Source organism: Dongia deserti (assembly GCF_003574735.1).
GTDB classification, from domain to species: Bacteria; Pseudomonadota; Alphaproteobacteria; order Dongiales; family Dongiaceae; genus Dongia_A; species Dongia_A deserti.
On sequence record NZ_QORW01000003.1, the window covers coordinates 101746 to 122486 of the forward strand.

Sequence of the window (20741 nt, forward strand, 5' to 3'; positions counted from 1 at the left end):
TGATCGCTCCCGATCAGTGCATCAAGACCTGTCAGGCCGCCGCTTCCGGTCGATGCCTGACTTCCCAGATCTCCCACGCCGCAGCCGCCGCGACCAGCAGGCCGAGTACGACATGGGTCCACATCGCGGCCGCGATCGCAGCGAAGCCCAGAACCCAAGGGGCCGCCACGACCCAAATGCCGGCGATCAGATTGAGCCATTCCTCCCATTCCCGGAAGGCGCTCAGGGCGCCAATCGCGATCACCGCGATCACCACCGCGCTGATCCACGCGTTCCCGGCGGCGAATTGTTGGGCGCTGTAGCCGAGAACCCAGGGAGAAATGAATAGCAGCACAGCCAGGACCAGATTGGCCCAGTCCTGCGGATGCTTGTTCTCCATGAATCTTGCCATGACTGACCTCCTGTTGAAGATCAAACCAATGACATGCCCACACTGACGTGTGGATAGCTCGGACGTAGGTAGTCCAGCGCCCAATTCAAGGGTCCAGAAGGCTACGTTAACGATTGGCCGAGCTAGCGAATTTACCGGACCTATCGCTGCTCGGCCGCGATTCTGACCCCCAGCGCCACCAGCAGCGTGCCGGTCACGCCCTCGATCCAGCGGCGGATCGCCCGACGCCGCAGGACCTCGCCCGCCTTGGCAATGACGAAGGCATAGACCGCCAGCCACAGGAAGGTCAGCAGGCTGAAGACGAGGCCGAGGCTCATCAAAGCGGCGAACAGCCCCTCCCCTGGCGTCGCGAATTGCGGCAGCAGGCTCGCGAAGAACACCGCCATCTTGGGATTGCCGAGATCGCTCATCAAACCCTGGAGAAAGGCTTTCCCTGGGCCGAGCCGCGCCTTGTCGACCCGTGCCGCGGCGGGCCCTCCGTCGCCGCCGCGCCATGCCCCGATCAAGGCATGCAGTCCGAGATAGATAAGGTAGGCGGCACCGGCATATTTCACCGCCTGAAATAGAACCTCCGACGCCACGAGGAGCGCGACCACGCCGAAGCTGGTCGCCAAGGCCCAGATCGCTTGACCGGTCGAGATGCCGAGCGCGGTGAGAATGCCTGCGACGCGGCCGCCAAGCAGCGTGTTGCGGACGGTGACCGCCGTATCGGGCCCAGGAGTCATGATGACGATGGCCGAAACGCCAAGAAAGGCCATGAAGGATGTAATCATTCGTCTGCTCCGCCCCAGCACGCATTAAGCGTGGCACGGCTTCGGCGCTGCGATCAACCGGCAATCACGTCCGGGAGCCTTTCTCCAGGCGTTGTGTTGTCCTGCGAGGGCCATGCCGTCAGGAGTCACATGCCGACATCGAAGAAAGTCAAGCCGAAGCCCTCCAAACGCAGCAAGAACGAGAAACCGCCTCCGCAGACCATGGGCCTCGGCGCGCATGGCGCCGAGGAACTGCCAGAAGTCATTCTGAAAAGCTACAATCTCGACATCCGAGATGAAGAAGGTTTCATCGGCGATCGCGCCAGCGGGCGCGCCTTTCGCGCACTGCTGGACGAAGTCCGCGCGCAGGTTCGCGAGGTCACGAAAGACCCGCTCGGCAAGAAGCCGAGCAGGGACATCTCGAAAAAACAGCTCGACAAGATGCTGGCCAACGGGGATACGGTCGCGGCCGGAATCATTCACGGGGCCATCGAGGAATTTGCGAAGCAGCTGGCCGGTGTCGTGCGGCGTTATCTAAGGCTAAAGGCCTGGCGCGACACCGAGCGCATCGTCATCGGCGGCGGCATCAGGCAGAGCCGTGTCGGCGAGCTGGTCATCGGGCGCGCTGCCGTCATCCTGAAAAGCGAGCGCGTGGACGTCGATCTGGTGCCGATCCGCGCGCATCCCGACGAGGCCGGCCTCATCGGTTGCGCGCACCTCGCGCCCGACTGGCTCTACAAAGGCTTCGGCGGCGTGCTGGCGGTCGACATCGGCGGCTCCAACATCCGCACGGGTGCCGTGAAGCTGAATGCGAAGCGTGGATCGAACCTGTCGCGCGCGACGATCGAGTGCTTCGAGATCTGGCGGCACTCAGAGGAGAAGCCGAACCGCGAAGAGGCGGTCGATCACTTGATCGAGATGCTTGAGCGTTCGATTGCCAGGGCGGCAAAAGCGCGCATCAAGCTGGCACCGCTCGTCACGATCGGTTGTCCTGGCGAGATTGCTCCGGATGGCTCGATCAATACCGGAGCGCAGAACCTGCCTGGCAATTGGGCGAGCACACGATTCAATCTGCCGGCCTTGATCCGCGAGCGTGTTCCCGCGATTGGCAAACATGAAACGGTTGCGATCCTGCACAATGACGCCGTGGTCCAGGGGCTGAGCGAGCTCCCGTTCATGGGCGATGTGAAGCATTGGGCGGTGCTAACCATCGGCACCGGACTCGGCAATGCCAGCTTTGAGAACAAGAATGGCTGAGAGTTTCGTGGGCATGACCTCGAAATGTCACAGAATGCCGCAAGTGCAGCATTCTGCAATGAAGATGGTGCGCGATTGGGCAGCGCGAGCATCGCCGGCCGCTACGCGCGGATTCCGAGCAGTCCACATTTGTGCTTGTGACACAAGGCAAACATCGTGACCAAAACTTCGCTGTTGGGTTGAACCGCGGATCCTATGCCCTTTATGCATTACGAGTTCGCAGGCGCGAAGATGGCGCAGCAGCAATTTGGCTGCAAGACACAGAAACATAGAAGAGGTGATTCATGCGCAAGCCGCTACGCAAGGCGATCTTTCCGGTCGGCGGGTTGGGGACGCGGTTCTTGCCGGCGACCAAGGCGATGCCGAAGGAGATGCTCCCCGTGGTGGACAAGCCGCTGATCCAGTATGCGGTGGAGGAAGCGCGCGCCGCGGGCATCGAGGAGATGATCTTCGTGACGGGCCGGGGCAAGAGCGCGATCGAGGATCACTTCGACTATTCCTACGAGCTGCAGGATCTGCTGAAGGAGCGGAACAAGGACGCCGAGCTGGCGATGATCGACAATTTGCTGCCGAACCCGGGGGAGTTCGCCTATGTGCGCCAGCAGGAGGCGCGGGGCTTGGGCCACGCGGTCTGGTGCGCCCGCAACCTGGTCGGCAACGAGCCGTTTGCGGTGCTGCTGGCCGACGATCTGGTGCAGGCCAAGACACCGTGCCTGAAGCAGATGGTGGAGGTCTACAACGAGGTCGGCGGCAACGTCGTCGCGGTGATGGACGTGCCGAAGGCGCACACCGACCGCTATGGCATCCTGAAGACCGGCAAGGAAAGCGGCCGCCTGGTGGAAGCGGCTGGGCTGGTCGAGAAGCCGAAGCCGGACGTGGCGCCGTCGACGCTCTCGATCATCGGGCGCTACATCCTGCAGCCGGACGTGTTTGCGCATCTCGACCAGCAGACGCCGGGTGCGGGCGGCGAGATCCAGCTGACCGACGCGATGGCCAAGATGTGCGGCCGCGGGCGGTTCCACGGCTACCGCTTCGAAGGGCGGCGTTTCGATTGCGGCGACAAGGCCGGCTTCATCGAGGCCAACATCGCCTATGCCCTCAATCACCCGAAGATCGGTGGCAGGATCCGCGACGCCGTGCTCGACTTCGCCGAGCAGCAGGTGAAGGTGGCGCGTCCCGAGGCCGCCGAGTAATCAGCTCAGCGCAGTTCGGACTTTATCCAGCATGGCGGCGCGGTCGCGGCGCGCCGCCAAAGCCGTCTTCATGTCCACCGCGACGAACTTGCTCGGCGTGTGCGGTTGCAGCTGCCCGATCAGGTCCATGTCGGCGGAAATGATCGTGCCCACCATGAAATAGCCGCCGCCCGACACCGCGTCGCGATGCAGCACGATGGGCTCGGTACCTCCTGGAATCTGGATCGAGCCGTAGGGATAGCAGGCATCGACGATGTTCGAGGGGTCTGAGCCGGCGCCGAAGGGTGGCGTGCGTGGCACGAATTCCAGCGGTTTGCCGCCTTTGAAACGATAGCCGATGCGGTCCGCCTCGAGCGCCACCTTCCAGACGTCCTCGAAGAACTGGTTGCCCGCCGCATCGGTGATGCGATGCCAATAGAGACCCGTCAGCACGCGCAGCTCCGCAATGTTGGTGGGGCCACGGCGCAGAGCGGCAGGAACGGATAGGCCTTCCTTGACGGATTTCGAGATCGCGCCGACCGGCAATTGATCGCCAGCCTGCAACTTGCGCCCTTCGTGGCCGCCCAGCGCACCCAGCGCATAGGTCGAGCGGCTGCCCAGCACCACTGGCACGTCGACCCCACCGGAGATCGCGATGTAGGCGCGCGCGCCCTTCTTGAGGAAATCGAAGGAGAGCACCTGCCCCGCCTTGACACGGAAGCTGGCCCAGGTTTCGCGCAGCTCGCCATCTACCTTCGGCGGCAGTTCCGCGCCGGTGACGGCGACCATCGCGTCGGACGTGAACTCCAGCTCCGGTCCCATGAACACGGCCTCGAGCACGGCCGCGCCTTCGTCATTGCCGACCAGCATATTGGCGGCGCGCAAGGCGAAGCGGTCCATGGCGCCGGAGAGCGGGATGCCGAGATGGTAATAGCCCGGCCGGCCGAGATCCTGGACCGTGGTGGCGAGGCCGGGAACGTTGACCTTAATTGCCATTGAGGGCCCCCTCGAGCTTATGGTTGTAGCCGTCGATGTCCTTGTGGAACTCATCGAGCGAGAACGTGACATCCCGCATACGCGGCGCGAACTTGCCGGCTTCGACGTCGGCGACCGTGGCGTCATAGGCGACGCGGTCGATCGGCTTCCACTTCACGATGTCGCCGGGCCGGAAGAACACCATGAAGTCGCGCAGATACTTGATCTCTTGCTTCGGGTCATAGATCGGCATGGGCGTGATGCCGAACATCTGGTAGCCGCCCGCGCCACGGACCGAATAGATGCAGCCGAAGCAGCCACCATGGCCGACCGTCAGCTTGGGCGTGTCGGTGCGAGGTCGCAGATATTTCGGCACTTCGATCTGCCGCTTGCGGTCGACCATCTGATAGAGGAAGGGCAGACCGGCGACGAAACCCACCATGGAGACGAACCAGGGCGAGCCGGAATGCGCCTTGATGAAGCCGTCGATGCCACTGAGATTGTTGATACGCGCGGCATATTCGATGTCGGTGCTCTTCGGGTCCTGGTGCCGCTCGCGGAACCGCATCAAAGTCTCGTGGGTCCAGGGGTCGTTATAGAAGACAGGAATCTCGATGATGCGCGTCTTCAGGCTATGGTCCGCCTTCTCGGCGTTCTGCTCCAGGCGCTTCAATTCTCTCAGCATGTCGTCGGGGCTAATCACGTCCGGATCGAACTTGATCTGGAACGAGGCGTTAGCCGGGCAGATCTCCGTGACACCTTTGATCTTGGAGTCGCGCACGGCATTGGTCATCGAGAGGGTCTTGAAAAAGGCCTCCAGCGACATCTCCTCGCTCACCTCGACGAAGATGTGCTCATCACCGCCAAACGAATATCGACTGCTCATGTCGCTGCCACCTCCCTCGCCTCAACGGTCCCGGCTTCCGCCAGGCGCGATGCATTCTGTTCCAGCCAGCGTTCCAGCCAGCGCGTATCGAACCGTCCCGCCGCGACCTCCGGATCCGCCGCCAGCACCTGATGCAGCACCTTGGTGGTGCGCACGCCGACGACTTCCAGCTCCGCCAGGGCCCGTTTGAGGCGCACGAGTGCGGCCTCGCGCGTCTCGTCCCACACGATCAGCTTGCCCAGCAGAGAATCATAGAATGGCGGAATCGTGTAGCCGGCGTAGAGCATGGAATCGAACCGCACGCCATTTCCGCCGGGCACGCGCAAGTCGCTGACGGTGCCCGGCGCCGGCGCGAAATCGCGCGCCGGGTCTTCGGCATTGATGCGCACCTCGATGGCATGGCCGGCTCGGCGCACATCCTCTTGGGCGATGCGCAGCATCTCGCCGTCGGCGACCCGGATCATCTCGCGCACCAGGTCGATGCCGGTGATGAACTCGGTCACCGGGTGCTCTACCTGGATACGGGTGTTCATCTCGATGAAATAGAACTCGTGCGTCTCATCGTCATAGAGATACTCGATCGTGCCGGCACCGCGATAATGCACCGCTTCTGCCAATGCCACCGCGGAGGCGCAGAGCTTCTGGCGGATGTCGTCGGGAAGGACCGGCGACGGCGCCTCCTCCCACACCTTCTGCCGCCGGCGCTGCAGCGAGCATTCGCGCTCGAAGCAATGGATGACGCGCTCGCCATCGCCCAGGACCTGGACCTCGATATGGCGCGCGCGTTCGATCACCTTTTCCAGGTAGAGCCCGCCGTCGCCGAAGGCAGCCTGCGCCTCGGCGCTGGCCTGGGGCATCAGGCGCTCGAATTCCTCGAGATTATTCGCGATGCGAATGCCCCGCCCCCCACCGCCGGCCGCCGCCTTGATCATGATGGGAAAGCCGGTCGACTTGGCGATAGCAAGGGCTGCTTCAGGGTCATCCACGCGCCCCGTGCTGCCCGGCACAGTTGGCACGCCGGCGGCCATCGCGGCCTTGCGCGCGGCGACCTTGTCGCCCATCAGGCGGATGGAGTCGGCGCTCGGCCCGATGAAGACAAGTCCGAGATCCGCAACGGCATCGGCGAACGCCGCATTCTCCGCCAGGAAGCCGTAGCCGGGATGCACGGCATCGGCGTCACTGCGCCGCGCAGCATCCAGGATGGCAGGGACGTTGAGATAGGACTTGGCAGCCTGGGGCGGGCCGATCAGCACCGCCTCGTCCGCCAGCTTCACGGCGAGCGAGTCCACGTCGGCCTGGCTGTAGACCTGGATGGTGTGGATGCCGAGCTCGCGCGCCGCGCGGATGATGCGGACCGCGATCTCGCCGCGATTAGCGATGAGCAGACGCTTGATCAAGATTCAGCCTCGATTTCGGCCAAGGGCTGGCCGGCCATCACCGCATCCTCGTTCTCGACCAGGAACTTCACGAGCTTGCCGGCAATGTCGGCTTTCACCTCGTTGAAGCTCTTCATCACCTCGACTAGGCCGATCACTTCGCCCGCTGCAATCCTCTCGCCGTCGGACTTGTAGGGCGGCTTGTCCGGAGCCGGTTTGCGATAGAAGGTGCCGGGAAGCGGCGAAAGGATCTGCTTGGTCGCCATTTTACAAGTCTCCAGTTCCCTGTTCGTACAGTTCGCGTCGCCCTCAGTTCGTCATCCTCGTGCTTGGCACGAGGATCCACGAGTTTGCGTCATCAGCGTTTTCATGCCCAGCGAAACTCGTGGATGGTCGGGCCACGCCCGATCATGACGATAGAATAAGTCACTTCATGCGGCGTCCATATACGGCTTCACCGCTTCCTTCACCGCAGACGCGATGGCAACGGCGTTGGGCGTGTCCGAGTGAACGCAGATCGCGTCGGCGCCGACTGCGATGTCCTTGCCGCCCACCGACTTGGTCTTGTGCTCCCTGATCGCGCGCACGCAGCGCGCGGCTGCCTCCGCCGGGTCCTTGGCCTCATGCTCGCGGGTGATGATGAGGTTGCCGTCGTCGGCATAGTCGAGGTCCGCATAGAACTCGGAGATCATCTTGAAGCCACGCTCGGTGTAGATCTTCTCATGCAGCGTGCCGGCCATGCCCATCAACGGGACCTTGTAGACCGCCGCCGCGTCGCAGATCGCGTGCGCCACATGCTCTTGCCGCGCCGCCATTCCGTAAAGTGCGCCGTGCGGCTTGATGTGGTTGAGCGGCATGCCTTCAGCATCGAGGAACGCCTTGAGCGCGCCGACCTGATAGAGGATGCAGTTGGCGAGCTCCTCGCGGCTCATCTTCATCTCCCGCCGGCCGAAACCCTGAAGGTCGGGCAACGAGGGATGCGCGCCGACCTTGACGCCGAACTTCTTGGCGCGGCGCACCGTCAGGCGCATATGGTTGAAATCCGAGCCATGAAATCCGCAAGCAACGTTGGCGACGGAGATGTAAGGCATGATCGCCTCGTCGTCGCCCATGCGGTAGAGGCCGAAGCTCTCACCCATGTCGCAATTGATGACAGCCATGGCAATTCCTCCACTCGTGATTTCTAGTCCTTGGTCCGCGCGCTGAGCCGCCGCCTGAACTCGTCCGCCACCGCGGCGAAGATGAGGATGAGGCCCGTCACGCCGATCTGGAGATAAGAACTGACGCCGGAGACATTCATTCCATTCTCCACCACGCCGAAGAACAGGGCGCCCAGCACGACATAGGGCACCTTGCCCGTACCGCCGCGCAGCGAGACACCGGCGATGACGCAGGCCGCGATCGATTGCAGCGGCATCGACGTTCCAATATTGGCTTCGCCCGTCTCCATGCGCGCCGTGAGCAACAGCCCCGCAATGCTGGTCAGGGCCGCGCAGATGGCATAGGCCAGGAACAAGGTGCGCCGTGTGTTGACACCAGAGAGCGCCGCCGCCTTGATGTTGCCGCCGACGGCATAGAAATGCCGCCCGAACCGCGTCCAGGTCATCAGGAGATAGACCGCGATGAACAGGACCAGCGCAACCCAGACCGGCGCCTTCAGGCCGAGGAACCCGCCGCTGCCGAAGGTGTCCGCGAACTCGTATGGAATGCCGCGCACCGGCATGCCGGCGGTGAGATAGAGCGCGGCACAGAACCCGACCGATGCCATGCCGAGGGTCATGATGAATGGCGAGACACTGAGCAGTGCCACGCCCAGGCCATTGATGATGCCCACCGAAAGACCGCACGCGAAGCCGACGACCACGCCGCCGCCGATGGCGAGCCAGGGCGCATCGGGATTGCCGGCCGCGATGCCGGACATGGCGAGCGCGCTGGTGACGGAGGTGACGGCAAGCGTGGACCCGACGGAGAGATCGAAGCCGGCGGTCACCATCACCACCATCTGCCCCAAGGCCACGATGGTGAGGTAGGAGCTCTGGCGCAGCACGTTGGCGATATTGTTGAAGGACAGGAAATAGTCCGACATGAACGAAAACAGGACGACGGCAACAACCAGCAGGATCGGCAGTACCCCGACTGCGACGAAGATCTGCTGCAGCTTCTGCTCATAGCCCTGAGCCTGGCGTTCCATCACGCGCTCCGCCATCAGGCCGCCCTCTCGAAGAAATGCGACAATACCCTGTCCTCCGTGATCTGTCCTTCCTGCAACTCCACCTGCACATGGCCGCGGAACATGACATAGGCGCGGTTGCACAAATGCAGGATCTCCGGCAGGTCGGAGGAGATCACCAGCACCGCTGCTCCGCCTTCGCACAATTGCGCGATAAGCTGATAGATCGATACGCGGGTGGACACATCGACGCCCACGGTCGGCTCGTCGAACACGAACAGCTTCACCTCGCGGGTCAGCATCTTGCCGATCAGCACTTTCTGCTGGTTGCCGCCCGAGAAGGTGCCGACATCGCGGTCGATGTCGAACGGATGCAGCTGGAGCTCGCGCGCGAGATTGGAGACGGTCTGCCGCTCCGCGCGGCGCTTCAGAAAAATGCCACTCGAGAACGCACCGAGGTGCAATGCCGGCAACGAGACGTTCTCGACCGAGGAGCGGCTCAGCACCAGGCCTTCCTTGTGGCGGTCGGGCGGCAGATAGGAGAAGCCGAGATCGAGCATCCGGCGCGGTGTCGCGCCCCTGACGTCCTGACCGGCAAAGGTCACCTTGCCCTTGGCAAGCGGCAGCAGGCCGTAACAGGCGCGCGCCACCTCCGACTTGCCGCAGCCGACCAGTCCGGCGATCCCGACGATCTCGCCCGAGCGGACCTCGATGCTGACGTCACGCACGCTACCGTCTTCGGTGCTAATTCGCTCGGCCCGCAGCACGACTTCGGCCGGCGCATATTTGACCTTAGGGAAGATCTGCGAGATCGGGCGGCCCGACATCATCTGAATGAGAGTCGTCTCGTCGGCATGGGCCGCATCCATCATGCCGACCTTACGCCCGTCGCGCAGGACCGTCACGCGATCTGCGATGCGGCGGATTTCCGCGATGCGGTGGGTGATGTAGATGATGCCGACACCGCGCGCCTTAGCCTGCGCGATCAGCGCGAACAGGCTCTCCGTCTCGCGCTCCGTTAGCGAGGCGGTCGGTTCGTCGAGGATAAGAACGGAGAGATCGCTGCGGAAGGCCTTGGCGATCTCCACCATCTGCTGCTCGGCGCGCGACAGATACTGCACTTGCCGGTCGGCACGCAGCGGAAAGCCGAGACGTTCCAGCAACTCCTGTGCCCGCTTGATCTCACCGCCACGATCGAGCAGGCCATGCTTCGTGGGTTCCGCGCCGAGGAACAGGTTCTCCGCAACCGTCAACTGCGGCACGAGCGAGAATTCCTGGAACACGGCGGAGATGCCGCGGGCGCGGGCCTCGCGCACATTGGCCAAGGTCGCCGGCTCGCCATTGGCATAGACCTGTCCGCGCGTCGGCTGGTTGGCGCCGGCGAGAATAGAAATCAACGTCGACTTGCCGGCACCATTCTCGCCGAACAGCACATGGACCTCGCCCGGTGCCAGCTCGAAGTCCACATCGACCAGCGCATCAACGCCGGGATAGTGCTTGCAGAGACCTTCCGTCCGCAGCAACGGGAGGCCGGCGCCGCCCTTTAGGGCGGCACCGGCCGGTGCTGTGGGAGGCACCTCTCGATACAAGCTACCGTTGGTCACGCCGTACTCTTAGTTCACGCTGAATTCCGGCTTGAAGCCGTCCGGCGCCAGCGAGGAGTTGCGATCGAAGGTCTCGATGTTCGACTTGTCGATCACATAGAGCTCCGGCCCGACATGCTTCTCGTACTCCTTGCCCTCCAGGATGCGCACGGCTTGGTCGACCGCGACGCGTGCCTGGATGACCGCGGAGTCCGTCGGCGCAGCCAGGATGCGGCCGCGCTTGATGCCTTCATAGACACCGGGCGTGAAGTAATAGGAGAGGATCTTCACCTGATCCTCCAGCCCACGGTCGCGCACCAGCTGCATCGCAGCCTCGGCGGTCACCGCCGTACCAACGATGTAGTTGACCTCCGGATGGGCGGTCAGCGCGTCCTCAAGCAAGGCGAGTTGCGCTTCCTTGCCTGTATCGCCGTATTTGGTGTCCACGACTTCGATCTCGCCTTCCTTGACCGCGGCGGTGAAGCCGGCATTGCCCGCCTCTACCCAGCCGGCGCCCGCCGGTCCGGGGAACCAGGCGACCTTGACCTTCTCGCCGCCCTTCGGGTGCAGCTTCACTAGGTATTCGCCGGCTTTGCCGCCCATCTCGCCGAAGGAGACCAGCGACTTGGCGGACAGTTTGTCCGATGACATGCCGTTGATGACGTCGATCACCGGGATCTTCTTGGCCGTGAGCTGGCCGACCAGGTTGTTGAGCCCGTCGAACGAGATCGCCCCGATGATGACCGCCTGGGCGCCGCCGGCCACGCAATTTTCGATCTGGCTGATCTGCTTGTTGAGCTCTGTGTAGCCGCCGGCCTCGAGCACCTGCATGGCCACACCCATGCGCTTGGCCTCGTCGATCGCCCCGTAGTCGACCGCCAGCCAGTAATCGTCCTTCATATGCGGGAACGACACGCAGAGCTTCCATTTCTGCGACGCCTTGTCCAAGGGCGTGTATTCCATCATGTGGCGCGGGCTTGCCATGTCGAAGGCCTTCTCCCACACCTCGATCTTATATGGAAACCAGCTGCCGGACGCGGCCAGCGCGCCGACCGATACGGTGACGAGCGCTGCGGCCGACGCCGCCAGCGTGAGCGACTTCTTCATCTGAAAAACCTCCCTGCGGTTTGGTCTATTCGCGGATGGCACGGACTCCCTTCCCATGCCAGGCCCTGATCCATCGCAGCGTTCGTATGCATGCGCCGCGATCTCGCGATTGCGGCAAATCCTGATTTGTGGCCGAGTTTTGTAAAGCGCGATCTTTTGAGTTAGTATTTCGGAAAATCCGAAATTCGAGCGGGACCAAGAATGAGCTTCAATATCCGGCAGATTCGCTATTTCGTGGCGGCGGCGGAGGCGGGGAAGATCATCACGGCCGCCTCAGCTGTCGGCATCTCGCCGTCGGCGATCACCGAAGCGATCCAGGATCTGGAGGAAAGCGTCGGCACGCGTCTCGTTACGCGCCATCGCGGCGGCATCAAGGTAACGTACGATGGGTATGTGTTTCTGCAGCATTGCAGGAATGTTCTCTCTGCCTTGACCGCGGCAACCTTCGCCGTGGGCGCGCATCGCAAGCGGGTGGAAGGTGAGCTGACGATCGGCGTCACGATCACCGTTGCTGGCTATTTCCTGGCTGCGCCTTTGGCGCGGTTCCGCCGCTCGTTTCCTGACGTCACGGTATCGATCCGTGAGCTCGACCGCAGCGTGATCGAGCGGCAGCTCGTGAACGGGCAGCTTGGTCTCGGCATCCTGCTGGTTTCCAATCTCAAACATGTCCAGGAATTGGCAACCGAGACACTGGCCAAGTCGCGGCGGCGCCTATGGACCTCCACCAATCATCTGCTGCTCGCGAAGCCAAAGGTGACCTTGCGCGATATCGCGAAAGAACCTTACATCCAGCTCACCATCGACGAGGCGGCGAAGACCACCCTCTCCTACTGGTCCAAGCACAACCTGGCGCCCAAAGTGGTGTTCCGCACGGATTCCGTGGAGGCGGTCCGCAGCCTGGTCGCGACCGGCGCCGGCGTCACCATCCTTTCCGACATGGTCTATCGGCCCTGGTCGCTGGAAGGCGACAAACTGGAATCGCGCGAAGTGAGCGCGCAGATCCCGACCATGGATGTCGGCCTCGCCTGGTCCAAAAGCGCGGAGCTACCCGCGCCGGCCCGCGCCTTCATCGAGTTCTGCCGGATGGAGTTTCTGTCGGGGAATCCGAGGTCGATGACTCTGTAGCCGTGGATGGATCCGGCGGCAGGGCCGGATCCGTTATCGCGATCGCCGGCACTCGCTCGCGCTCCGCAGACGGCGCGGCGGCGATGTGCTCGACAGGTTGCGCTATCAGGCGACGCACCCTCGGCGGCGCATCTCCGCGATGGAAGGTCCGGGCGTGTTCCCATATCGCGCGGTCGCCGACGGTGCCGCGATACCGCTGCCGCAGATAATCCACCCAGCTGGGATACTGGAATCGCTCGACCCACAGCTCCGGATCCGTGACATCGACCATGAGGGACCAGCGGCGGGCGCCGTTGCGCTGGCGTGCCTGCGCGAGCTTGCGCATAGCGTTCGCAAAGTGTGGCGCATCGGCAAGGGCAACGAGATACTCAATCGTCACCACGACCTGCCCGGCGCGATGGGGAATCGCCTGATTCAAGGTCGGCGTGGTATCGGGCGCGCGCGGATCGAGATCCTCGCCGCTTCCACTCGGGACGGGCCAGACACGCGAAAGCAACATCGACGCAACCAGCACGCCACCCGCCGCCGCAAGGCTGAAGACAAGACCGAAATGGTGTGCGGCAAGGCCCCACAGCCAGCTGCCAAGCGCCATGCCGCCGAAGGTGGCGGTCTGATAGATCGCAACGGACCGTCCGACCACCCAGCGCGGCACCGACAATTGCACCGAGATGTTGAAAGTGGACAGCGCCAGCACCCAGCCGGCGCCGCCCAGCACCATGGCGAACATCGTGATCGGCAGGGTCGTGCTGAAGGCCGCGAGAATGCTACCGACGGCAAAGGATAATGTAGCGACCGTCACGATATGCCCGCTCCCGAAGCGGGCGCGCAACCGAGTGCTCGACAGGGCGCTCAGCACCGCGCCCACGCCGAAGGCGCCGAGCAACAAGCCGTAGGTTGAGGGGCCGCCCTTGATCAAGTCGCGCGCGATCAGCGGCATCAGCGCCCAGATGCTGCTGGCGGCCAAGCCGAAAACCGTCGCGCGGATGAGCACGCTGCGGATCGTGGGCGAGAGTGCGACGTATCGCAGGCCCGCCATCATAGCGGCGGGGATCGTCTCGGGTGGGAATAGTCTTCGCTCCACCGGCCGCTTCCAGGAGAACAGCACCGCGATCAGGCCGATGTAGCTGATGCTGTTGATGAGAAACGCCGCCTGTGATCCGAATGTGGCCACGATCAGTCCGCCGATCGCCGGACCCACCGTGCGTGCGAGATTGAAACCGAGGCTGTTGAGCGCGACGGCGGCAGGCAGCTCGGTGCGCGGCACCACCTCGCCGACGGAAGATTGCCACGCCGGCCCGTAGATCGCATTGCCACAGCCAACCAGGAAGGTGAAGGTCAGCAGCAGCCAGGGCGTCATGACTCCGGCGAAAGTGAATGCCGTCAGCAGTGCCGAGACAACCAGGGCCAATATCTGTGCCGCCAGCATCAAAGCACGCCGGTCGAAAACGTCGGCTGCCGCGCCCGCAGCGAGGCAGAACAGCATGTAGGGCAGAACGGTCGAAGCCTGAACCAATGCGACGACATCCGCCGTCGGCGAGAGCGAAGTCATCAGCCACGACGCGCCGACCGATTGGATCAGGCCGCCGAAGTTGGAGAACAGGCTGGCAAGCCACAGCGCCAGAAAGATGTGATACTTGAATGGCGTGAGGGGCGACGCCCGTGCAGTCATGGGGCGCGCCGGCGTGGACTCATTCATGACTATCGATGTGGTCGTCGGTACTGTGATCGGGCCCGGACAAAGAGTCGCGTTCGTGCCGGGTCACGGGATTGTTGCACAGATCTCAGGCTCGCGAACACCGGCAATAGCGGGGTGAGGCAAAAACCCCCTCTCCCGCTATGGAGAAGGGGGCTCGTTACGATCCTAGACGGGAAGCCTCAGCGCTCGCGCATGCTCTCGGAAACGTTGCGGACCAGCGGGGACAGCAGGAAGGAGATGAGACGGCGCTCGCCGGTCTGGATCTCGGCGGTGACGGCCATGCCAGGTGTCAGAGCGACCTTCCCGTTCTCTGTCATCATCCAGTCCTGGGACAGGGCGACGCGCGCGATATAGACCGGACCCGACTCGCCGTCGGACGCGATGGCATCTCCGCGATTCGGATCGCCAGCCCGACCGCCCTTGTCATTGGCCGGGCGGTTGACGGCGTCACGGGTGACGTCCAGCACCTTGCCTTCAATCAGGCCGTAGAGCGTGAAATTGAAAGCCTCTACCTTCACACGCACCGTCTGACCGGCGCGGATGAAACCGACGTCCTTGTTCTGGACGGCGGCCTCGACCACCAGGCTGGCTTCGGCGGGCACGATAGTCAGCAGCGATTCGGCGGGGGTCACGACACCGCCGATCGTATGGACGGCTAGCTGCTGGACCGTGCCGTCGATGGGCGCGCGGAGGACGCCCTGGCGCAGGCGCTGCTCGGCCTTGGCCAGTTCCGCTTCCAGTTCGCTCGCCTGCGTACGCACCTTGTCGAGCTCGGCCAGGATCTGCATCTGATATTGCGTCGCCTCTGCCGCGCGCTGCTCGCGGAGGGCACGCTGAGCCGCCTCGGCCACTTCCTTGCGGTGAGCGACGACACCGACGTCGTGCTTCTGCTCGATCAGCTTCTGATTGATCTGGTACCAATCGAGCTTGCTGCCGACCATCTGATCGCGCATCTGGCGCATAAGCTTTTCTTGGTCAGCCAGCATGGGCAGCGAGGCTTGCAACTTCTCGACCATCGCCGCCGCCTCGGCCGCCTCGGCCTGCTTGGCCTGGATCTGCTGATCGAGATCGGCCAGCTTGGCATTCTCGTTCGCCGCGTGCGCGCGCATCGCGGCCAGAGTGAGCGCGAGATCCTCCGGCTTGGCATCCGCAGGCGGAGCCACGAGGTCCGGTTGGCGGCCCTCACCTGGCGTGCCAGGCAAAGTCGCAGCCAGTCCGCGCAAGCGCGCAAGATTGAGGTTGGCCTGCAGCAGGTCGCGCGCGAAGCGATCGCGATCGGCCAGGGCCTGCGTGGAATTGAGCTCGATCAGGACATCGCCCGCCTTCACGTTGTCACCGTCCGCAACATGAATGGCGGTGACGATGCCGGTATCGGCCGGTTGAACGACCTTGGTTTTGCCCTGTGGAACGATGCGGCCGGATGCAGTCGCGACGATATCGACCTTGCCGATGCAGGCCCAGGCGATTGCGATGATCGCAACCAGGATGATGGTCAAGCCGATCGCGCGGCCGACTGGCGAGGGCGGCGTGTCGACGATCTCCAGCGCGGCCGGCAGGAACTCGCGCTCATCCCGCGTGCGGCGCGGCAGGCGCAGCACCTTGGCGCTGGTCTTTTCCGATACCGATTCCTGCGAATCGTTAGCCGGAAGACTGCCATCCGGAACGGACGGCAGGTTGCGGGCGGCGTTGTCACGCTGCATCGATCACCTCGCCAGTCTGGACGCGATGCAGCAGAGCGTAACGCCCGCCGCTGCGGATCAAATCCTCGTGCTTGCCGTCCTCGACAATGCGGCCCTGCTCGATGGTGATGATGCGGTCACAAGTGCGGACGGTCGACAGGCGGTGCGCGATGATCAAGACAGTGCGACCCTTGCAGATATGGCGCATGTTGCGCTGGATCGCCTGCTCGGATTCGAGATCGAGGGCGCTGGTCGCTTCGTCAAAAATGAGGATGCGCGGGTTGGTCACCAGCGCGCGCGCGATGGCGATGCGCTGGCGCTGCCCACCCGACAGAGTGCCACCGCGTTCCCCGATCACCGTGTCATAGCCTTCAGGCAGTTGCAGGATGAAATCGTGCGCCCCGGCAAGCTTGGCCGCGGCCACCACCTGGTCCAGCGGCATGCCGGGATCGGCGAGCGCGATGTTCTCTCGCACTGTGCGATTGAACAGCACGTTCTCCTGCAGCACGACGCCGATCTGCCGCCGCAGCCAGGAAGCATCCACCATGGCGAGGTCAATGCCGTCGACCAGCACGCGGCCGGATTCGGGCACATAGAGCCGCTGCACCAGCTTTGCCACGGTCGACTTGCCGGAACCGGAGGAGCCAACAATGCCGACCACCTGCCCCGCCGGGAACTCGATGTTGACGCCGCAAAGCACTTCGGGTCCGTCCAGGCGGTAGCGGAACTTCACGTGGTCGAAGCGGATCGCGCCCTTGATGGTGGGCAACGCACCACGGCCGGGCGTCGCGGCGGGCTCCGGCGGGGTGTTGAGAATGTCGCCCAGGCGCTGGATCGACTGGCGCACCTGGTGGAAGTCCTGCCACACCTGGGCAAGCCGCAGGACCGGCTGGGACACGCGGCTTGCCAACATGTTGAAGGCGACCAGCGCGCCCACGGTCATGTCGCCGCTGATCACGGCCTTGGCGCCGAAATAGAGGATGCCGGCGGTCGCCAGCTTGGAGACCAGCTGGATCGATTGGCTGGCGTAGTTGCCGAGATTGGCGACGCGGAACGAGGAACCGACATAGCCCGCCAGCTGCTCTTCCCAGCGGCGCTGCATCTGCGGCTCTACCGCCATGGATTTCAGCGTCTCGATGCCGGTGACCGTCTCCACCAGGAACGCCTGGTTCTCTGCACCGCGCTGAAACTTCTCCTCCACCCGCGCGCGGAACAACGGCGTCAGAGCGAGGCTGATACCGGCATAGAGCGGCAGCGAGGCCAGCACGATGAACGTCAACCACCAGCTGTACCAGGCCATGACCGCCAGGAAGACGATGGTGAAGAAGAGATCGATCACCAGAGTCAGGCTGGAGCCGGTGATGAACTGGCGGATGTTCTCCAACTCACGCACGCGCGCAACCGAATCACCGACGCGGCGCGCGCCGAAGTAGGCCAGCGGCAGAGCGACGAGATGGCGGAACAAGCGGGCGCCGAGCTCCACGTCGATGCGGTTGGTGGTATGCGAGAAGACATAGGTGCGTAGGGCACCGAGCACGGTTTCGAAGATCGAGACCGTGACCAAGCCGATCAACAGGACGTCCAAGGTGGTCATGCCGCGATGGACCAGCACCTTGTCCACCACGACCTGGAAGAACAAGGGCGTGACCAGTGCGAAGATCTGCAGGAAGAAGGAGGCGAGCAACACCTGGCTCAACAGGTTGCGGTATTTGTAGATCGCCCGCATGAACCAGGAGATGTCGAACTGCCGGCCGAAGTCCGACAAGGTCGCCCGGCGCGTAATATAGATCAGGCTGCCGTCCCAGACGGCTTCGAAGGCGTTCCTGTCCAGCACTTCGGCGGCGCCCCCGGTGCCACGATGGACAAGCACCTTGTCCTCGTTGCTGCGACCGAGAATGAAAAAGCTGCCGTCTTTCGCCCCGGCCAAGGCCGGCAAGGGCGCGGCCGCGAGGCGCTCGTATGACGTGGTCGAGCGCCTGGCCTTCAGATCCTGCCGGCGCGCCAAGCGCACGATATCGTCGGCGCCGATCGCCTCCGAACTCGGCAATTCGCGGCCGAGCGCCTCGGCGCCCATGGCGATGCCGTGAAAGCGGAACAGAGTCGCGAGGCAGCTGAGGGTTCGCTGTCGGACATCAGCCGCACTGGAGACGAGTTGATCGGCCATGGCTGCGTTGGATTCGTTAACCAAGCTTATGGACACCGGAGGAATATCGCTGCGATAGTTGACTGAACCATTAATCTTCGCCGGCTTTTTCCGACAACTTCGCCCTATTTGGAGAGCGAGCGATCAACGGACATCTGACAAAGGTGATACGGACCCGTCTGCAAAAGTGATACGGAATCCGCCTGGTGGAAGACGACGAGGTTGAGGCGCCGGTTTGCCGATTGGCGGCGGTCGCCGCCTGACCGCGTGCCCATAGGGCTTGCTGTCAGGCGGCCATCCTTGCCGAGCCTTAGGCGCTGCTGCCGCTCTGCCAACTGGCGGCTATCACCGTCTCCACTTTTTGCTCCTCACTGCCGCTCAGGCTGGTGGGTGCGCCGGCGCTGGTCGAGAACGCCGCCATCGCCTGCACCATCTGTTGCACTTTGGACGCTTCCAGCGTGCTGCCATCGCTGAGCTGAAACTTGCTGAGTCGGTTCGACGAGTCGGAATACCATCCCTTAAGACGAACGCTATCCGAGCCGCCGGTACCGCGCACGGTCACCAGCAGGTCTTTGCCGTTTCGGGCGAACCAGAGGTCATCCTCCGTGATGCCCGAGCCGAATACCACCTTGTCCGGAGCTCCGCTATCGCCGTTGTAGATCGTGTCGTTGTCGCCGCCGAGACCGTACCAATAGGTGTCGCTGCCCTGACCACCGGTGAGCGTGTCATTGCCGGCGCCACCACTCAGCCGGTCATTGCCGGCCCCTCCTATGATGCGGTTCGCCAGGTTGTTGCCCGTTCCGGAGAAGTTACTGGAACCCGCGTAGCGCAGCTTCTCGATGTGACCGGGGAGCGTGTAGGAGCTGAGCGTGGTCTTCACAAGATCGATGCCTTCCGCCCCCTGCTCCATCGGACGATCGCCAACATTGTTGACGACGTAGGTATCGTTGCCCTTTCCGCCGATCAGGGTGTCGGCGCCGGCTCCCCCGGTGAGCGTGTCTGCGCCGGAAGTTCCATTCACAGTCAGTCCGTTCGAGGTCGAGCCGCTCAGCAGTTTGACCGTGCTGCCGTCGCCCAACCGGATCAGGTTTGAACTCGGCATGACCGTATCGATCAGGGTGACGGTGACTCCGTCATGCAAGAGATCAAAGACCTTGATCGTCCCCCCCGAAGTATCCGAGTAGCGGAAGTTGTCCAATGTGACGGTGGTGCCTCTGTGACCGCCTGCATGGAGGTGCGCCAGGGTGCCTTTTCCGCCGAAGTGATGTGGATTGGTACTAACGCTATCCACCACCGTGACCCCATCACCCCAGAACCGGTAGTTCTTGTTGTTGTAGGTCGCATGGGCGCGGATCATCGTCACGTCGTTAGACTTGATGTCGTAACCCGCATCGGTGTTGCCCGAGGCATAAGTATCCCGGAAAGTCAGATTGTAGGTGCCGCTCTCCGCGACGAAGCCATCGCCGTTCCAGTAGTCGGTCGAGCTGCCTCTGCCGTAGACGTTCTTCATCGTCACATGATCAACGACCACGTCGTGGACTGTCCCCTCTAACCTGAGACCAGCCATCACGAGACTGTATCCCTTCCCCAAGCCATCGCCGACGACGTTCTGCAGCGTCACATTGTGGCTGTCGTACTTCAGCCGAATCGCATTCTCTCCGAAACCGGTGATCGTCACGTCCTGGACCTTCAGCCCATTGATACTGGCCGAGGTCGAATCGCCGGAAGCTTGATTCTCGATGAATCGTTTGACGTTGGTGGCAGACACGCGCTGGATCGAAATATCTTGCAGATTGCCACCGATGCGGAACACACCGTTTCCGAAGTTCTTGGTCGTCAGGTCCGAAAACCTCAGATGATCCGCTCCGTCGAGCAGGCGGAACAACTCATTGCCTTGAGGTTCGCCCGGATCCCAGTCCGCCGGACGACTGCCGACGATGGTCGCTTTCATCGGCGCGCCGCTGCTGTCGGTACCACGAATCGTGATCGGCGCGCCCGCTGCGCCGCCGGCACTGATCGCAAGCTGCCTAGTCACCTTGTAGGCGCCCTGATCGGCAAGCACTCGGATTTCGTCACCCGGATCCGCGGCCGCAATGAGCTTGGGCAGATCGTTGATTGTCGCGGCATTCGCCACGGAAGATCCGCTGCGCGTGCCAGCACCGGTGGGAGAGATGTAGAAAATAGTCATGGACCGCCTGTACTCCTTGCAGACAAATTGACATGTCCAGGCGAACGGCGTTCAGCCGCTGCGCCCGTCGAAAATCCCCAAGTCTCAAAAGCGATTGCGCGTCTTGGGCCGATGCCACTCGGCTCAAGGCGCATTCACATGACCTTTGTTTCGGTCTTCCCCCACACAGGCGGCACCTGATTGTCAGACGCTGTCGCGCCGCTGCCGCTGTGAGCACGCAATTGCTAATACAATTAGCGAC

At 63.1% G+C, this 20741-nt stretch carries 17 protein-coding genes; 3 read left to right on the plus strand and 14 right to left on the minus strand.

What is annotated here, in order from left to right:
• Positions 1-31: 31 nt before the first annotated feature.
• Complete coding sequence (locus DTX69_RS05650; protein ID WP_119300540.1) at positions 32-391, minus strand: SPW repeat protein; 360 nt, start codon at positions 389-391, stop codon at positions 32-34.
• 140 nt (positions 392-531) lie between these two features.
• The gene (locus DTX69_RS05655) at positions 532-1164 is read right to left on the minus strand and encodes a LysE family translocator (protein WP_284735568.1); all 633 of its coding nucleotides are present in this window, start codon (positions 1162-1164) and stop codon (positions 532-534) included.
• A 129-nt stretch (positions 1165-1293) separates the two neighbouring features.
• Between DTX69_RS05655 and DTX69_RS05660 the strand changes: the two genes are divergently transcribed.
• Positions 1294-2400 carry a hypothetical protein gene (locus DTX69_RS05660; protein ID WP_284735569.1) on the plus strand — a complete coding sequence of 369 codons (1107 nt, stop codon included), beginning with the start codon at positions 1294-1296 and terminating at the stop codon, positions 2398-2400.
• A gap of 284 nt (positions 2401-2684) precedes the next feature.
• The gene (gene galU / locus DTX69_RS05665; protein ID WP_119300541.1) at positions 2685-3593 is read left to right on the plus strand and encodes a UTP--glucose-1-phosphate uridylyltransferase GalU; all 909 of its coding nucleotides are present in this window, start codon (positions 2685-2687) and stop codon (positions 3591-3593) included.
• Here the strand turns inward: galU and DTX69_RS05670 are convergent, their stop codons facing one another.
• The 8 genes from DTX69_RS05670 to torT all read right to left on the minus strand — a co-directional run bounded on the left by DTX69_RS05670 (position 3594) and on the right by torT (position 11669).
• Positions 3594-4568: a 5-oxoprolinase subunit C family protein gene (locus DTX69_RS05670; protein ID WP_119300542.1), complete on the minus strand. Its 975-nt coding sequence runs from the start codon at positions 4566-4568 to the stop codon at positions 3594-3596. It lies immediately after the preceding gene.
• Positions 4558-5433: a 5-oxoprolinase subunit B family protein gene (locus DTX69_RS05675; RefSeq protein ID WP_119300543.1), complete on the minus strand. Its 876-nt coding sequence runs from the start codon at positions 5431-5433 to the stop codon at positions 4558-4560. Before DTX69_RS05675 ends, DTX69_RS05670 begins: the two co-directional genes overlap by 11 nt.
• Entirely contained in the window at positions 5430-6830 is a 1401-nt protein-coding gene (locus tag DTX69_RS05680; protein ID WP_119300544.1) for an acetyl-CoA carboxylase biotin carboxylase subunit, read from the minus strand. The genes DTX69_RS05675 and DTX69_RS05680 overlap by 4 nt, the downstream gene beginning before the upstream one ends.
• A complete protein-coding gene (locus DTX69_RS05685) occupies positions 6827-7075 on the minus strand; it encodes an acetyl-CoA carboxylase (RefSeq protein ID WP_119300545.1) in 249 nt (82 codons plus the stop codon). Before DTX69_RS05685 ends, DTX69_RS05680 begins: the two co-directional genes overlap by 4 nt.
• A 165-nt stretch (positions 7076-7240) precedes the next feature.
• Positions 7241-7969, minus strand: a complete 729-nt coding sequence (locus DTX69_RS05690; protein WP_119300546.1) for a LamB/YcsF family protein — start codon at positions 7967-7969, stop codon at positions 7241-7243.
• 23 nt (positions 7970-7992) lie between these two features.
• Complete coding sequence (locus DTX69_RS05695; RefSeq protein ID WP_119300547.1) at positions 7993-9015, minus strand: ABC transporter permease; 1023 nt, start codon at positions 9013-9015, stop codon at positions 7993-7995.
• The gene (locus DTX69_RS05700) at positions 9015-10583 is read right to left on the minus strand and encodes a sugar ABC transporter ATP-binding protein (RefSeq protein WP_284735570.1); all 1569 of its coding nucleotides are present in this window, start codon (positions 10581-10583) and stop codon (positions 9015-9017) included. The genes DTX69_RS05695 and DTX69_RS05700 overlap by 1 nt, the downstream gene beginning before the upstream one ends.
• Positions 10584-10592: 9 nt before the next feature.
• Entirely contained in the window at positions 10593-11669 is a 1077-nt protein-coding gene (gene torT / locus DTX69_RS05705; protein ID WP_119300548.1) for a TMAO reductase system periplasmic protein TorT, read from the minus strand.
• 201 nt (positions 11670-11870) lie between these two features.
• Here torT and DTX69_RS05710 point away from each other — a divergent pair, with 201 nt between their 5' ends.
• Positions 11871-12794 carry a LysR family transcriptional regulator gene (locus tag DTX69_RS05710; protein WP_119300549.1) on the plus strand — a complete coding sequence of 308 codons (924 nt, stop codon included), beginning with the start codon at positions 11871-11873 and terminating at the stop codon, positions 12792-12794.
• Here the strand turns inward: DTX69_RS05710 and DTX69_RS05715 are convergent.
• The 4 genes from DTX69_RS05715 to DTX69_RS05730 all read right to left on the minus strand — a co-directional run bounded on the left by DTX69_RS05715 (position 12736) and on the right by DTX69_RS05730 (position 20500).
• Positions 12736-14463 carry an MFS transporter gene (locus tag DTX69_RS05715; protein ID WP_284735571.1) on the minus strand — a complete coding sequence of 576 codons (1728 nt, stop codon included), beginning with the start codon at positions 14461-14463 and terminating at the stop codon, positions 12736-12738. The genes DTX69_RS05710 and DTX69_RS05715 overlap by 59 nt on opposite strands.
• Before the next feature lie 206 nt (positions 14464-14669).
• Positions 14670-16190 carry an HlyD family type I secretion periplasmic adaptor subunit gene (locus tag DTX69_RS05720; protein WP_119300551.1) on the minus strand — a complete coding sequence of 507 codons (1521 nt, stop codon included), beginning with the start codon at positions 16188-16190 and terminating at the stop codon, positions 14670-14672.
• Positions 16180-18333, minus strand: coding sequence for a type I secretion system permease/ATPase (locus tag DTX69_RS05725; RefSeq protein WP_119300772.1), 2154 nt, complete (start codon positions 18331-18333; stop codon positions 16180-16182). The genes DTX69_RS05720 and DTX69_RS05725 overlap by 11 nt, the downstream gene beginning before the upstream one ends.
• Before the next feature lie 289 nt (positions 18334-18622).
• Positions 18623-20500, minus strand: a complete 1878-nt coding sequence (locus DTX69_RS05730; RefSeq protein ID WP_119300552.1) for a calcium-binding protein — start codon at positions 20498-20500, stop codon at positions 18623-18625.
• Positions 20501-20741 lie beyond the last annotated feature (241 nt).

Coding starts and splice junctions, on each gene's coding strand:
- DTX69_RS05675 (WP_119300543.1), bottom strand. CDS start 5,433: ATGAGCAGTCGATATTCGTTTGGCGGTGATGAGCACATCTTCGTCGAG.
- DTX69_RS05650 (WP_119300540.1), bottom strand. CDS start 391: ATGGCAAGATTCATGGAGAACAAGCATCCGCAGGACTGGGCCAATCTG.
- DTX69_RS05685 (WP_119300545.1), bottom strand. CDS start 7,075: ATGGCGACCAAGCAGATCCTTTCGCCGCTTCCCGGCACCTTCTATCGC.
- DTX69_RS05720 (WP_119300551.1), bottom strand. CDS start 16,190: ATGCAGCGTGACAACGCCGCCCGCAACCTGCCGTCCGTTCCGGATGGC.
- DTX69_RS05695 (WP_119300547.1), bottom strand. CDS start 9,015: ATGGCGGAGCGCGTGATGGAACGCCAGGCTCAGGGCTATGAGCAGAAG.
- galU (WP_119300541.1), top strand. CDS start 2,685: ATGCGCAAGCCGCTACGCAAGGCGATCTTTCCGGTCGGCGGGTTGGGG.
- DTX69_RS05715 (WP_284735571.1), bottom strand. CDS start 14,463: ATGACTGCACGGGCGTCGCCCCTCACGCCATTCAAGTATCACATCTTT.
- DTX69_RS05660 (WP_284735569.1), top strand. CDS start 1,294: ATGCCGACATCGAAGAAAGTCAAGCCGAAGCCCTCCAAACGCAGCAAG.
- DTX69_RS05690 (WP_119300546.1), bottom strand. CDS start 7,969: ATGGCTGTCATCAATTGCGACATGGGTGAGAGCTTCGGCCTCTACCGC.
- DTX69_RS05710 (WP_119300549.1), top strand. CDS start 11,871: ATGAGCTTCAATATCCGGCAGATTCGCTATTTCGTGGCGGCGGCGGAG.
- torT (WP_119300548.1), bottom strand. CDS start 11,669: ATGAAGAAGTCGCTCACGCTGGCGGCGTCGGCCGCAGCGCTCGTCACC.
- DTX69_RS05655 (WP_284735568.1), bottom strand. CDS start 1,164: ATGATTACATCCTTCATGGCCTTTCTTGGCGTTTCGGCCATCGTCATC.
- DTX69_RS05725 (WP_119300772.1), bottom strand. CDS start 18,333: ATGGCCGATCAACTCGTCTCCAGTGCGGCTGATGTCCGACAGCGAACC.
- DTX69_RS05670 (WP_119300542.1), bottom strand. CDS start 4,568: ATGGCAATTAAGGTCAACGTTCCCGGCCTCGCCACCACGGTCCAGGAT.
- DTX69_RS05730 (WP_119300552.1), bottom strand. CDS start 20,500: ATGACTATTTTCTACATCTCTCCCACCGGTGCTGGCACGCGCAGCGGA.